Annotated in this window: 9 protein-coding genes; 3 read left to right on the top strand and 6 right to left on the bottom strand. The window is 42.8% G+C overall.

Features of this window, described 5'->3' with window-relative positions; translation table 11 throughout:
• Positions 1 to 625 precede the first annotated feature (625 nt).
• Positions 626 to 1,201: a Crp/Fnr family transcriptional regulator gene (locus ACHWSC_RS13495; RefSeq protein ID WP_088162307.1), complete on the top strand. Its 576-nt coding sequence runs from the start codon at positions 626 to 628 to the stop codon at positions 1,199 to 1,201.
• 132 nt (positions 1,202 to 1,333) lie between these two features.
• Positions 1,334 to 2,032: a type 1 glutamine amidotransferase domain-containing protein gene (locus ACHWSC_RS13500; protein ID WP_394677103.1), complete on the top strand. Its 699-nt coding sequence runs from the start codon at positions 1,334 to 1,336 to the stop codon at positions 2,030 to 2,032.
• Positions 2,033 to 2,154: 122 nt separating this feature from the next.
• Here the strand turns inward: ACHWSC_RS13500 and ACHWSC_RS13505 are convergent, their stop codons facing one another.
• From ACHWSC_RS13505 to ACHWSC_RS13525, 5 genes are all read right to left on the bottom strand, one after another.
• Complete coding sequence (locus tag ACHWSC_RS13505) at positions 2,155 to 3,030, bottom strand: hypothetical protein (RefSeq protein ID WP_394677104.1); 876 nt, start codon at positions 3,028 to 3,030, stop codon at positions 2,155 to 2,157.
• On the bottom strand, positions 3,030 to 4,220 hold the full coding sequence (locus ACHWSC_RS13510; protein WP_394677105.1) for a copper amine oxidase: 1,191 nt from the start codon (positions 4,218 to 4,220) through the stop codon (positions 3,030 to 3,032). The genes ACHWSC_RS13505 and ACHWSC_RS13510 overlap by 1 nt, the downstream gene beginning before the upstream one ends.
• 71 nt (positions 4,221 to 4,291) lie before the next feature.
• Positions 4,292 to 5,959 carry a DUF5018 domain-containing protein gene (locus ACHWSC_RS13515; protein ID WP_394677106.1) on the bottom strand — a complete coding sequence of 556 codons (1,668 nt, stop codon included), beginning with the start codon at positions 5,957 to 5,959 and terminating at the stop codon, positions 4,292 to 4,294.
• 18 nt (positions 5,960 to 5,977) lie between these two features.
• Positions 5,978 to 7,681 carry a RagB/SusD family nutrient uptake outer membrane protein gene (locus ACHWSC_RS13520; protein ID WP_394677107.1) on the bottom strand — a complete coding sequence of 568 codons (1,704 nt, stop codon included), beginning with the start codon at positions 7,679 to 7,681 and terminating at the stop codon, positions 5,978 to 5,980.
• A 23-nt stretch (positions 7,682 to 7,704) separates the two neighbouring features.
• Positions 7,705 to 10,914 carry a SusC/RagA family TonB-linked outer membrane protein gene (locus tag ACHWSC_RS13525; RefSeq protein WP_394677108.1) on the bottom strand — a complete coding sequence of 1,070 codons (3,210 nt, stop codon included), beginning with the start codon at positions 10,912 to 10,914 and terminating at the stop codon, positions 7,705 to 7,707.
• Positions 10,915 to 11,227: 313 nt separating this feature from the next.
• Here ACHWSC_RS13525 and ACHWSC_RS13530 point away from each other — a divergent pair, with 313 nt between their 5' ends.
• Positions 11,228 to 12,457 carry an ROK family protein gene (locus ACHWSC_RS13530; protein ID WP_394677109.1) on the top strand — a complete coding sequence of 410 codons (1,230 nt, stop codon included), beginning with the start codon at positions 11,228 to 11,230 and terminating at the stop codon, positions 12,455 to 12,457.
• A gap of 37 nt (positions 12,458 to 12,494) precedes the next feature.
• On the opposite strand, the gene ACHWSC_RS13535 is transcribed toward ACHWSC_RS13530, so the two are convergent.
• Positions 12,495 to 14,336 (bottom strand): carbon starvation protein A, encoded by a 1,842-nt coding sequence (locus ACHWSC_RS13535; RefSeq protein ID WP_394677110.1) that lies wholly within the window; start codon positions 14,334 to 14,336, stop codon positions 12,495 to 12,497.
• Position 14,337 lies beyond the last annotated feature (1 nt).

The raw sequence follows: 14,337 nt of genomic DNA on the forward strand, positions 1-14,337 counted from the left end.
GAATCGTTATACAGCGAAATAAATTTTCATAATCATGAGATTACTAGCGATTATTCTAGAATATTAAAACTGAAATATATACCTAATGAGTCAATCAGGCAAGATATAGGTTCTTAAGCATTTAAATTTAGTTGAACATATCCAAGGAAATAACGCAAGGGTAAAAAACAAAAAAAACACCCGAAAGCATGGGGTACTCCGGGTGTTTTAGCCATATTATTAACCTATTTTATGAAAAGTGCCCTTGAATGGGCAACACTAAAATAGAAAATAACTTTGTATAAACAAAATAAAATCAAAAAAAAATCATTTTTTCTAAATCACTAAACCGGTTAAACATGGAAATTTAGCAGCGCGGCTAAAGTATTTCAAGGTCCTTTTTTGTTTGGGCAAAAGTTAAAATCTAATTGATATTATCTTAATATATTACAGGGAGATTACAGGGGGGTAACAGGGGTATAACAGGGGGTTAGCAGGGGTATATCCCCTACTAACCCCTTGTTAACACGCTATAAAAGTAGTGTTATTCCCTTCTTAATTTTGAATCTGAGGGGAACTTGATGCAGGCCTTCGCTATCATTGTGAGATTTTGTTTAATTTTAAATCGATCAAGTAACTGTTAGCTATGACCGAACGTGAAATTCTGAGACAACATATCGACAAGACCGTCCAGTTAAACGACGAACAATTCGACTACTTCTTTTCTTTTTTTAAACCGATCTCCTTTAAAAAGAAGCAAATGATTATCCGTCAGGGAGACCTTGTGGAACAAGAGTATTTTGTGCTCAATGGCTGTCTAAAGACCTATTTCACCAATGATGAACAAAAGATGCATATCTTACAGTTCGCCACAAAAACCTGGTGGGCTTCCGATTATAATGCATTGCATAATCAAGGCCCGGCTACGGTCAATTTAGATTGTGTCAGCGATGCAGACACTCTTTGCTTATCGAACGAGGACCGTGAAAAAGTATGTAAGGAAATTCACGAAGTTGAAACCTTTTTTAGATGGCGTTCCAATAAAGGATACATTGGGCTACAAAAAAGAATAATGTCACTGCTGAACAACGATGCTCGAAGCCGCTACGAGGAACTCATGCAGCAATATCCCGAACTCTATAATCTCGTTCCCAAACATTTGATTGCAGCATATCTGGGTGTTTCCCGCGAAACACTGAGCAGGCTATACCAAGCCAAATAATGTGATCTATATCACAAAAGCAAAACCATTCGCTAAATTGTGATGTATATCACATAGGGCTCTGGCAATTTATCCCCTACTTTGTACTATCGTTTTAAACATATAATTTTTTAACAGACTTGGTTATTTAATATGAAAAAAGACAAATTAAAAGTATTGGTTGTATTGACATCACATGACCAATTGGGAGATACAGGAGAAAAAACAGGTTTTTGGATAGAAGAATTTGCTGCACCTTACTATGTTTTACAAGATGCAGGAGTGGACGTCACAATCGCATCGCCTAAAGGTGGTCAGCCACCGATAGACCCTAAAAGTGCGCTTCCGGATTTTCAAACCGAAGCAACCAAACGTTTTGATGCCGATAAGGAGCTTCAAGTAAAATTGGCAAATAGCATTCCTTTGGATCATATCAATGAGCAGGATTATGATGCTGTTTTCTATCCTGGGGGCCATGGCCCTTTGTGGGATTTAACCAACGATAAGACATCCATTGCATTGATCGAATCATTTTGGGCCGACAACAAACCTGTCGCCGCCGTATGCCATGCCCCAGCTGTATTTCGCTATGTCAAGGATAGTAATGGTCAGCCACTGGTCAAAGGCAAAAAAGTTACCGGATTTTCAAATAGCGAGGAAGAAGCGGTTCAACTAACGGATGTTGTTCCCTTTTTAGTGGAAGATGAACTCGTAAAATTGGGTGGTCAGTACAGCAAAGGGGAAGATTGGCATAGTTATGTAGTCAAAGATGGTCATCTCATTACCGGGCAAAACCCTGGGTCTTCGGAAGAAACTGCTAAAGCTTTGTTTGCGCTATTGAGCAAGGTATAATAAACAATTAGCTAAAATCAACAAGGTTATTTCCTTGAAAGGAAATAACCTTGTTGATTTTTATATAGGTAGCAGCAAAGTACAAACTGGCTTTGGCCGTTTATATTTTTTGTGAGCAATATTTAAAAACCAGCTCCATTTATCTGTACATTCTCCCCTCCTTTTTTGAGGTTGGCTGCATCCTGTTGGATTTTAAAATATTGTGCTTCTGGGCAGGCCATCTGCGTCATCCGTCCCGCATGCATAGGCACTTCGATCACTTGCTTTGCATCATAGCGGAGTAAAGTGGTGTAGGACCAAATCGCTTCCAATACTTTCGTTTTTGTTGCCTGTACAGGTTTGCCTTCATTGGCCACCTGATCGATAGCGTTCACCCGCTTAAACTCGCCCAATCCACCCAGGGTATATCCTGCACTTTCAAACGTAGCTTCATATTTCTTGCCGTTACCCTGTATAGCAAATTTTAACATCCCTGGACCAACAATTTCCAATGTCATTAGCACCTTTTCTCCAGGATACCAATAATATTCGTCCTGTGCGGGTGCATTTTGATAAAGACTTGCCTGGCCAGAGCTATGTGCAGCTCTTCGTAAAAATGGTCTGAAAGCCCGTCTGTCTTCAGTCACATTTCCTTTTTCATCTTTAATAACTTCCCAGGTAAGACCAATATCCGTTTCCTGTCCCCCCATGTTACCGCCCATATAAACGGAGGGATTATCCAGGTATTGCTTGGGTTTGCCCGGGTTCAACCGAGCCGGATCAAATTCCATCTTTGGTAAGGTAACTTCGGCCTTAATGCCGACCCAAACATCTGTACTGGAAACGACTTTTCGATAGTAGGCTCCTTGAAAACAAGCTTTTGAAGAAGCCGGACGCACCTCATTTTTGAGATACTCATTCCCATCAACACCTACAACCGGAAATTCTGGTTTAACAAATTCATTTTTTGCACTGCAGGCGGTCAGGCCTAGTAAAAAAAGTAAGAGTATGTGTTTCATTATTTCTTCGGATCAATGGGTACAAAAATTAATGGGGTCGGTAGGCAGGAAGCTCCCGGAGGAGAATAGGTAAATTCAATTTCCTGTATTTCCTTCTTCGGGTCGGGCCAATAAGTTTCGATGAGAATTGCCTCTGGATAACCTTTTGTAATCAGCGCATTTTTGGGATATTGCATCACTGTCTTTTGACCGTCTTGCCCCACAAGTTCCATTGTCAGCCCCATACCACCACACCATTGGTTGTCGCCAGATCGGCTGTTCCAGCTGACCAAAGCCAATCCTTTTCCGTCTGTACTCTTCCATTTGATCTTTGTTTTATACAGCACACCGTAGTTTCCGGCATTCTTGGCAAATTCTTTTTTCGCGCCAATCGTTCCCGTGATCCATGGATCGTCCTGCCCGTCGGCAATAATCAGCTGCACTGCTCCTTTTTTGGTGTCAAGCGTATCTTTCGGATTAATCTGATAATTGGAAATTGGAAAAATACCACGCCCAGCGTTTGCGTGACTATGTGGAATCAGCGTCTTTATCCGCGGAAACACTTTTGGTCCAGACTCATTTGGGGCAAATTGTATGACAGAGATCTGCGCCGGCTGGTCTACCACAAATTCATAGAATCCATGGACAAGTTCATCGTATTGTACCAGCTGTTTTTCCAGTTTTTCATCGATAGCCATCACTTCCCCCGGTTTAAGTACTTTCACCTGATTGTTTACAGCAGATAAAAAGTAGTCCTCAAGCCCCTTCTTTCCAATTTCAAAGTAGTTTGAACTCGGTTTTTGTGAGGCATACTTCAACATGCGAAAATGCATATTTTCATGCCCCAGGTTTTTTATGACCGCCGAAATCTTACGGGGCATTTTTTGAGGTTCTTTGACACCATTGACATTATAGACATACAACCTAACTGCTCCGGGATCAACCGTCTCCTGTAGTGCAATGGCTTCCGGAACACGGATATACTCGGGATCATCAGATATGATATACTGCGGCCCCGGTAATACGGTCTTTGTGTAAGGCAACTTGGAAAAGTCCGTTTTTAGAAAATCCTCCAACAAAACGATATCGCCTTTATTTGCGCTGACAATCTTTTTGGACACGCTACTTAAATCATTTTTTTGTGCAAATCCAACTTTACACGAAACTAAACCTAACATCAACAATAAGCTTGTTTTGATGTGCTTGTTCATAATTTTATTTTTTTACGAATGAATACAATGTTCCTCCACTGCAACACAAGCTGCGTGAAGGAACGATTATTTTAATTTGAATCGGCATAAATTGTAAACTCCTGCGCAACGAGATAACCAAAGGTCGTCAACATATACACCTGAAGCCTTTGTCCATTTTCTGAGGTTCCCATACAGATGTCGCTGGTTGCATTACCATTGGTACCGCCAGTAAACAGTTCGGACTCATAAACACGCAATTGGTTATAGGTCGGAGAACTCAGTGTGGTACCAATGCGGGCTCGATCGCTAATATCATAAACATACATCTGACCAATCTCATTGCTTCCAAACAATTTGACCTGAGCCAAAATATCTGCATTGTTAAAACGCTGAAAGGCGATACCACCATTCATAGCAGTACCTGTAATTGCCGGGAATGCTGCTAGCCGCCCCCATGTACTTCCCGAAACATAAGCAAGTTCGGCGTTAGTGCTCGCGATCAGTTCGGCGTTAGTGCCGACCCCTAAAGGAAGATATTCCGGTAGGAAGCCTAATGATGTCGCACCATCTTTATATTCCAGGACATCGGCAGCTGTAGATTTTATCTGGCCATTTTCGACTGTCCAACGCAGGAGGTAACGACTGGTTGCAACAGAAGCGAGTAACTGACCGTTTCCGTCCATATCCCCTACCCAGTTAAGTTTACGACCGATATTGCCATCGCCGGCAGCTACCGCAGCAGGTTTGCTATAAGGTAGATCCAATAGCTTGGCAGGACTGGTATCAAAAACATCTTTGTATTTGTATAGCACAAAGCTCTGTCCATTCGGCGTATAAGTTCCTAGCATAAATCGTCCTTTTTCATCGCTCACGCCTTGGAAGATCAAACGGCCTACCGGGAAAGGATTTGTTAGGTTATGGGAATAAGCTCCTGTGAAACGGTTGTACACCTTAAATACAGATGGTGAAGTCCGGCTCACAATCACTAGGTAATCGCCACTCACAAAACAGGACGTTTCACTATTTGCAGTGAAGCCCAAGTCTGCCGCTTTCTTCAGGAACAAGCGCCGGTTAATGCCCACCCCTTTTTCAAGTTTGACAGGTTCTTTGACAACCAATTTGAGCTGCCGCATGATATTTCCGGCTCCAGAAATCGTCAGGGGTACTTCTGCACCGTTTGCTAAATTGACCTGACCTCCGCTTGCTATAGAACCACTGGAATGTTTATTAATAACGTAACTCAGCGTAGATTGTGAAAGATCCATACCCGGCACCACATAAAACGTCACCGTATTCCCGTTTAAGATCCCCTCAACCTCATTTTCCTTTTGTTCGCTGTCTTTAAATGTAATTTTGATTCCCGAAATATCCGTATTGCCTTTCTTCTCGGCAATGACCACATAATCCTTTGCGTCACCGTTTCCAGCGGTAACAGTAATTTTCTTGGGTGCCGTCAAGTCTGTAAATCCATTTAATCCCGGCGTCACCTGGGCATCAGCCGGAACGGAAGCACGCAACATCAGCCGCGAAAGATCTACTTCATTGTCCGAATCGATCGGATAATAATAATCTACGTGCAAATACACCGTATCATTGCTGATCGTACTCAAGAAGAGCCGATCTTGCCCTTTCCCATCAATCGTAGCGTAAAAATCCATCAATTGATTTTTCACATTCCGCTCCAGATAATTAGGTTTTTGACATCCTCCCAAAAGGATCGCACAGGCCCATAAACTGTAAAATTTTATTTTGTCCATTGCTAGTCTTTCATGTTTTTACCAACCTTTAATTTGAGTCAAAGCGCCGTTCAACTGCACTTCATTTTCAGGTATGGGCAGATAATATAATTTTGTACTGAAACTTCTGTTGGTTGCGTCTGCTGAGACAACTTCATACGTTAATCCTGTTGCGTTCGGACTGATCTTATGCCCTGTAAACTTCACATTATCCAACAGGAGGTGAGCTTTTCTCCAACGGCGCAAATCCCAAAAACGATGTCCCTCAAAAGCGAGTTCAACTTTGCGCTCGTGCTCCACTGCGGCCATTGCCTGATTATTGTTGGCAAGGCTAAGGGCATTAAGTCCACGCTTCTGGCGAAGCTGATTGATGTAGGTTGTTGCAGTCGCAAAATCGCCCAATTGCGCTTTCGCTTCCGCCATAATCAACAAGACCTCGGCATAGCGCATTTCGATCCAGCTTTGTGTACTCTTATTTTGAACGAATGTGGTATTTGTAGGATCAAGCATTTTGCGTACATAGTATCCCGTAACGGTACGTTTGGGGTCGCCACTCGCGCCAAATGTTGTGAATCCTTCTATCGCATCGGTCGTCGACGTATTCAGTGTTCTTCCTTTCCAGGTTGCACCATTGTACAAGATCGTCGCATAGAAACGAGGCTCACGATTTGTATAGGGAGCCGCTGCCTGCGCAGCATTCTGCCAGGAGAATTTGGATCCGTCGGCCATTTCAAATTCATTGACCAATTCCGCGGTTGGTACACCATAAACCAATGTATTACCCTGAGCATCTCGAGGTGGGGCATAGCCCAGGTCGTATTGATGCGTGACATCAGGTGCTGCAAAATCTACCCGAAAGATTGCTTCCTTTGTATTTTTATTGGTAAAAATGCTTGCAAAATTATCGTCCAAAGCATAGACTCCCCCATTAGCCATATCGATGACTTTCTGCGCCGCATCGGCTGATTTTTTAAAATACTCCGCGCTCCTCGCCTGTGAAATGCCCGTCAAAGGATCCTGATTGAACTGCTTGAGATCATATTTAGCAATAGAGCCTGCATACAGTCCTACACGCGCCATCAAGGTATAGGCCGCGCCCTGGGTAGCCCGGCCTGCAAGATTGTTGAGCGGAAGATGATCCGCCGCAAATTGGAGATCCTCCAGGATAAAATCATAAACGGCTTCCTCGCTCGAGCGTTCGTGATCTTTTTCAGTATACTGATCCATACTCTTGAATAGAATCACGCTTCCATGGATCTTTGCCAGCCAGAAATAGGCATATGCTCTCACGAACCTGCCCTCAGCCTCATAAACCTGCTTTTGAGCATCGGAAAGGCTGGACTTGGTGTTAATCCCATTGATCATTTCATTGATACGACGGATACGTTCATATCCGCTCGCCCAATAATTCAAACCCACGCTTGCGGAAGAAAACTGGTTTGAGTTGGATACAAGAATATTGACGGTACCATTCCCAGCCGTATTTGAGGTAAATTTCATTCCATCGGCTAAGGCATCCATTGCATTGTCATAGCCTAAATTGGGAAATTGACCAAACTGGAATTTTTTAAATTCAGCATAGATACCCGAAACATATAGTTCGGCCGAATTGGGGTCAGCCCATACCTTCTCTTCTGCGATCCGGTCCTGTGGAATTAGATCGACAGAACAACCTTGCAACGCCATAAACAACAGGCCTAAAAATGAAAGCTGCCGACAGCTGGTATATAGAGTTGATTTCATCTGTAATAGTAATTTTTAGGAGATTAAAAAGTAACGCTTAAACCAAATTCAAAAATCCGTTGCTGCGGATAAAATCCATTATTGACATTTGGCATTTCGGGATCGAGATATTTCAAGTAATCCCATGTGAAAAGGTTTGAGCCAGAAGCAAACACGCGTACATGTTCAATCTTCGCTGCATTCAGCAATCCTTTCGGGAAAGTGTAGCCCAACTGCACGGATTTAAGCCGCAGATAATCTCCTTTTCTGATCCATCCTGAATTGGCATTTGCATTGTTCGTCGACATACCTGTTGCTTTATAGGCACTCATACGTGGAAATTCGGCATTCGGATTGTCTTCGCGCCATGAGTTTTCAACCAAGAAATAAGGGGAGTTTCCATAGTTATAAAAAGGTCGCGTAAAAGGTGTATTATCCTCTACCCCTGAAGTTCCTGACGATCCTTCGTAGGCTCCTGCTAGGGCAACATCAACACGTGCAGCACCTTGCAACAATGCTGAAAAGTCGAAGCCTTTATAAGCCATATCGAAATTCAAACCGAATGTTAATTCAGGTACATTGGAGCGTCCAATATAGGTCATATCATCTGTTCGGGTAATCCTGCCGTCGCCATTCAAATCTTTAAATTTGAAAAAACCGGGAGCCATAAATCCAGAACTTGGTGAAGGTGTATTGCGTGCTTCCTCCCAGGTCTGTACCATACCCTCTTTGACAAATCCAATTTTTGTTCCGATAGGTTTGCCAATGAGACTCTGCCAAGAAGGGATACCGTTCGCTTCATCCAGCTTCAGATACCTGTTTTTCGCCCAGTTGATATTGCCGGTTACGCCCAGTTTGAATTCACCAAAACGGTCGTTATAACGAAATTGGGCATCGAAACCGCGATTATCAACTTCGCCAATATTGGCCAAACTCGGAAAATAACCTCCCATCGACGCTGGATAAAGGTTCCCTACCTGTCCCAGAATACCGGAAGTATAACGGTAGAACCATTCGAAATCAAAACCAAATTTTCCATTTAAAAACCGTGATTCAAATCCAACATTGGATGTGGTGGATTCTTCCCATTTCAATAGTGGGTTTTGAGGTGCATTGGTATATAAGGCTTTGACCGGCTTGCCGTCTATGACAATGACTGGTGTTGTATTTTGCGAAAGGGTATTAATGTAAGGGAAACTACCCACTTGTGCACGATCATTGCCTGTACGCCCAATAGACCCTTTTAATTTAAGGAAATCTGCAAAAGGGACAGCTTCCTTAAAGAAGGACTCATTTGAGACAACCCAGCCCAATCCAATGGCCGGGAAAGATTTCCAGCGATTTTCCTTGGCAAAGTTAGCGGAGGCATCCCAACGCGACACCAACTCCACCAAATAACGATCGCGGAAAGCATAATTCAGCCGTGTCACGAATCCCGCCCGTGCAGATTCTGCATCGCTGGAACCTGTAGACTTGATAATGTCTTCCTGGGAAGCCGAACCATAGTTTATTTCCTGAATAATACTGATTGGAAAATTACTTGCGCCGGCACCAAATTGATTACCATGAGTTTTTGCATATTCATATAAACCTAACACACCGATGCTATGATCACCAAAAGTGCGGTTGTAATTTAAACTGGCCTGCCAGGTGCTGCGATAGTTTGCAGCAAAACTCTGACGAAGAGAGGTCTTTGTGATTCCAGGCAAAGTGGTCATGGCCACAAAGTCGCCTGCAACCTGGTCCCGCTGTCTTCCCATCGTCGGATAGGGTGTCAGCCAAGATTTGGATTCATCCGAATTATAGTCGTATGCGCCCTGGACTTTTGCCAGCAAACCTGTTACTCCCGGAACTTTAAAATCGATGTTTGCTGTTCCCTGAAAGATATTGCTTTTGAGCTTCTGGTATCCCGAATTTGCTACGGAAGCAATTGGGTTGACCCAACCTGCTCCGGCCTGATATGCTACCGGTAGTCCATTTTGGGCATACATAGGCAGATTCGGGAGCATCCGAACAGCCTGGTAAAATGGATTCATATAGGCCGAGTTATCGGGTGAAATACCGGGTAAATTGGTATTCTGATTACGCAAACCAATGTTCAAACCAACCGTCAGGTATTCGTTAAGCTCACTTTTAAGGTTTGTACGGATATTGTAGCGTTTAAAATTGGTATTGTCGATCACCCCGTCCTGGTTCATATGGCTGACCGAAGCAAAATACTGCGTTTTGCCCGCTCCACCAGAAATTGTTGCGGCATGATGTTGCGAATAGCTATTATTATCTGCCAATAGGCCAATCCAGTTTGTATTCCCAAATAACGGATTGGTATTGGTTCCATTTGCCACAGCATCGATGAGTTCCTGAGTGTAGATGTAAGGTGCTTCAGTCTGCTTCGTATTTCGGAGAAAATCATTGTCCAGTTCTGTTCCTTTGTTATACCAGTTCATATAATCCGGTCCATTGAGGAATTTTGGAAAGCGGGTATTTTGGCCAATGCTGTATCCAAAGTCATAGGTTACTTTGGTCTGTTCCTTTCGTCCATTTTTTGTTTTAACCAATATAATACCATTAGCGGCCTGTACACCATAAGCAGCCGTGGAAACTGCATCCTTTAAAAAGGAAATCGTTTCTATCTCACTTGGGTCCAAATAAGCCAAGGTAGAAAGCGGTCTTTCGATATCATCGACAATCACCAAAGGACTTCGATTACCGCCATAAGTTCCTACCCCGCGCAGATATAATGTCGCATTATCTGCCCCCGGGCGTCCTGATTGTTGTAATGCTGTCAATCCGGGAACACGTCCTACAAGTGCATTGGTCAAATTCATCGACGGGGCTTTCTTGAGCTGATCACCTCCGATCTGTACGACAGATCCAACAACATTGTTCTTCTTTTGCGTACCATAAGCCACAACAACGACCTCGTCAATCTGACGTTCATCGGACTGCAAAACAAAACTTTGTGTACCGGCAACTGTGATCTTCCGCGACTGCGACAAATAGCCGATATAACTAACCTGAAGTTCAGCCGGAAGTCGGTCTACCTGCACGGTAAAACTCCCTTTTTGATCTGTACGTGTTTTTACAGAAGTCCCCACTACTTTAACCGTCGCCCCAGCAATAGGCTGTTCATCGCGATTTCGTATGGTACCATTTACAATGGATTGAGCAAAGCTTATTGCGGATTGCATAAAAACAATAAGTAATCCCAATGCCTTAAAAAGATACCTGCGTTTTACATGTGTTGGTTTCATAATTTAGGAATGAAAAAATAGTGTTATGTTAAAAAAATAGTATTTATGGTCACTCGGTTACCTACACCATGATCAGACGTTTTCCATTGGATAAAACACGCAACGTTCTGACACGGACAAGGCAACGTATTTTGGTTTACAATTATTAGGTATATTATTTACACAACACTAAATAAGAAATAAAATTTTAAATATTCAAATTATTTCTAATTTTTTTTATTAATTCAAACAGACTAAAGAAGAAAAAACATAAACTTAATTTGCGATGATGAGATATTTACTATATTTACCCTGAAGTTAACGTAACAAAGTTATGGGTATAAAATTTTTGAGTGACTTACATGATGCGAGCTATAGCGGTGTAGCGTATAAAAACATTTTACTTAAAAAGGAAATTTTAACCTTTTTTGCGACCAAAGGTCCTTCGACTATTCCTGAGCTGAGCAAGGAATTCAACATTAGCATTCCGAAGATTAACGAATGCATCAATGAACTCATCGAAGACGCATTGGTACAGGACAATGGAAAATCGACTTCGGGAATTGGCAGAAAACCGAATTCCTACGGTCTACTTCCGAATGCAGCATTTTTTGTCGGTGTTCAGGTAAGCCATGATCACCTCAGTATCGTGGTCATGAATATGAAGAAAGACATTATTGCCAGCCAGGAGGAAATTCCACATCGTTTGGAGAATAATCAGGAATCACTCCAGAATATATGCCGGGAGATCAATCAGTTTATTGCCACACATCAGATTCAAAAGGATAAAATATTGGGTGTAGGTATCAATCTTTCTGGCCGTATCAACTATCGAACAGGTTATTCCTACAGTTATTTTAATTTTTATGAAGATCCTTTATCGAAATATTTCGAACAGGAGCTGCAATTGCGCGCCTATCTTGAAAACGACAGTAAGGCGCTTGCTTATGGCGAATTTTCCAGCGGAATTTTAAAGGACGAGAAAGATGCACTCTTTGTCAATGTAGACAACGGTATCGGGTTGGGTATTTTAATCAACGGAAAGATCTATTATGGGAAATCGGGTTTCTCGGGTGAATTTGGACATATTCCCATTTTTGACAACGATATCATCTGTCGCTGCGGAAAAAAGGGTTGCCTCGAAACGGAAGCATCTGGTTTTGCACTTAGAAACCGTGTAATAGCAGCACTGCAAAATGGCGCAACGAGCATCCTAACAAAAAAATTCAATGATCTGGAAGATATCCGGCTCAGCGATATTATCACTGCTGCAAAAAAAGATGACAATCTCGCTATTGAGTTGATCAATGAACTTGGGGAAAAATTAGGTCGTGGGCTTGCTACATTGATCAATATTTTCAATCCAGAAATCATCATCGTAGGTGGTATTTTAGCCAAGAGTGAGGAATACCTGATGTTACCGCTGAAAAATGCAGTCAATAAGTTTTCATTATCCATTGTCAACAAGGACACCAAACTTGCTTATTCAAATAATGGGGAAAAACTTGCGGCCTTTGGAGCTTGCCTTCTCATTCGGGACCGTCTGCTTTCTATTATCGATTAAGACATAAGGCGTGGATTTCAGTGAAATCCACGCTACTTTATCTTTCTACAATCTCCTTCACAACCTCTCCATATTGATCTTTCACCTGCTCTTTCCTTTGTGCAAGGTATATCCACTTCTTAAACGTTCCGATAAATACAATCGCCATCAATGACATCGCTGCTACGGCCAAGCCCGCCAGTAGGTACTGTCCTTTAGGCACATATCCTTGTACCACCTGAAGATAGCCGGCCCAAAATGTAATCACAGCCATAAAGACACCGGGAACGGCTGCAAACAAGACATATTTTCGTCTATTCATCCGGATGAGCATCGTTGTACATACAATCAGACCACAGGCTGCCAAGAGCTGATTGCTAATACCAAATAATGGCCAAATGCTACTTACGTTACCGGTATAAACCAAATATCCCCAGGAAAACGTAAACAGGGCGCTGCAAATCCATACACCTGGTTTCCAGTTTTTATCGCTAAATTTAGGAAAAACAGTTCCAAGCATTTCCTGTAGAAAAAAACGTCCCACCCTGGTACCTGCATCAATCGCTGTAAGAATAAAAACAGCTTCAAACATGATAGCGAAATTATACCAATAGGCCATTATATCGTTCATAAAAGGAACCTTATCGAAGATATGAGCCATCCCTACAGCCAACGACACTGCCCCGCCCGTCCGACCGTGCAGATCTACACCTATTCTGTCTATAAAATGTGGTAAATCCACAGCTGAAAGATGGGGGTGCTGCGCTAGAAACTGTGCATAATCGGCTACCGGCGTATTGATTGCAAAATAATCACCAGGCATCAACGTACAAGCTGCAATCAAGGCCATCAAGGCAACAAAGCCTTCAACAAGCATGGCGCCATACCCCACAAACAAGATCTCGCGTTCATTACCGATCATTTTGGGCGTCGTCCCGGTTGCGATAATAGCGTGGAACCCTGATATGGCTCCACAGGCAATCACAATAAAGATAAAGGGCAAGACAGGTCCTGAAATTACGGGTCCGCCACCATGGATAAATGAGGTCAAGGCGGGCATCTGAATTGTTGGTGCAACAAAAAATATCCCTACCGTCAGCATAATAATTGTACCTATTTTGAGATAAGTCGAAAGGTAATCTCTCGGAACCAATAATAGCCAGATGGGCAATACTGAAGCGAAGAAACCATATACAGCAATACCGATAGAGATCGTTTTCACATCCCAGTTGAAAAGTGCGTGAAAAGTTGGAACCTGCATCAGGTGATGACCAGCTATAATACCTGCAATAAGCAGGATACCGCCAATGATACTCGCCAAGGTCACCGAGCCCTCCCGATAGCGCATCATTAAGCCCATAAAAATAGCAATGGGCATTGTCAGTACAATCGTAAATAAAGACCATGGTGCCTCGTGCATTGCACTAATACAGGCCAGCGATAATCCGGCCAACGTTAGGATCAAAATGAAAAGTACGGCAATACCAGCAATAGCCCCAATAGGTTTACTGACCTCCTTGGAGGCAATGGTTGCCAAACTTTCTCCTTTATGTCGTACAGAAGCGAAAAGCACGACCATATCGTGCACACCGCCACCTAATACACAACCAATTAATATCCACAGAGCGCCGGGCAGGTAACCAAACTGTGCCGCGAGAACTGGACCAACTAGTGGTCCTGCAGCAGCTATCGCTGCGAAATGATGGCCAAACAGCACTTTTTTATCGGTTTTCACATAATCATGTCCATCAGCAAACTCCACCGCCGGTGTCTGACGACTACCATTCAACCTGAGCAGCTTATTTGCTAGAAACAAGCCATAAAAACGATAAGCGATCGCAAAGATCAATATCGCTGCGAAAACTAAGGTCAACGCATTTATTCCATTGAGAGCATCCATA

Origin of the sequence: uncultured Sphingobacterium sp. (genome assembly GCF_964277905.1) — a bacterium.
Classification (GTDB): domain Bacteria; phylum Bacteroidota; class Bacteroidia; order Sphingobacteriales; family Sphingobacteriaceae; genus Sphingobacterium; species Sphingobacterium siyangense.

Bases quoted from the DNA above. Each gene is read 5' to 3' on its own strand.
- ACHWSC_RS13520 (WP_394677107.1), bottom strand. From the start codon at position 7,681: ATGAAATCAACTCTATATACCAGCTGTCGGCAGCTTTCATTTTTAGGC.
- ACHWSC_RS13530 (WP_394677109.1), top strand. From the start codon at position 11,228: ATGGGTATAAAATTTTTGAGTGACTTACATGATGCGAGCTATAGCGGT.
- ACHWSC_RS13510 (WP_394677105.1), bottom strand. From the start codon at position 4,220: ATGAACAAGCACATCAAAACAAGCTTATTGTTGATGTTAGGTTTAGTT.
- ACHWSC_RS13500 (WP_394677103.1), top strand. From the start codon at position 1,334: ATGAAAAAAGACAAATTAAAAGTATTGGTTGTATTGACATCACATGAC.
- ACHWSC_RS13495 (WP_088162307.1), top strand. From the start codon at position 626: ATGACCGAACGTGAAATTCTGAGACAACATATCGACAAGACCGTCCAG.
- ACHWSC_RS13505 (WP_394677104.1), bottom strand. From the start codon at position 3,030: ATGAAACACATACTCTTACTTTTTTTACTAGGCCTGACCGCCTGCAGT.
- ACHWSC_RS13515 (WP_394677106.1), bottom strand. From the start codon at position 5,959: ATGGACAAAATAAAATTTTACAGTTTATGGGCCTGTGCGATCCTTTTG.
- ACHWSC_RS13535 (WP_394677110.1), bottom strand. From the start codon at position 14,336: ATGGATGCTCTCAATGGAATAAATGCGTTGACCTTAGTTTTCGCAGCG.
- ACHWSC_RS13525 (WP_394677108.1), bottom strand. From the start codon at position 10,914: ATGAAACCAACACATGTAAAACGCAGGTATCTTTTTAAGGCATTGGGA.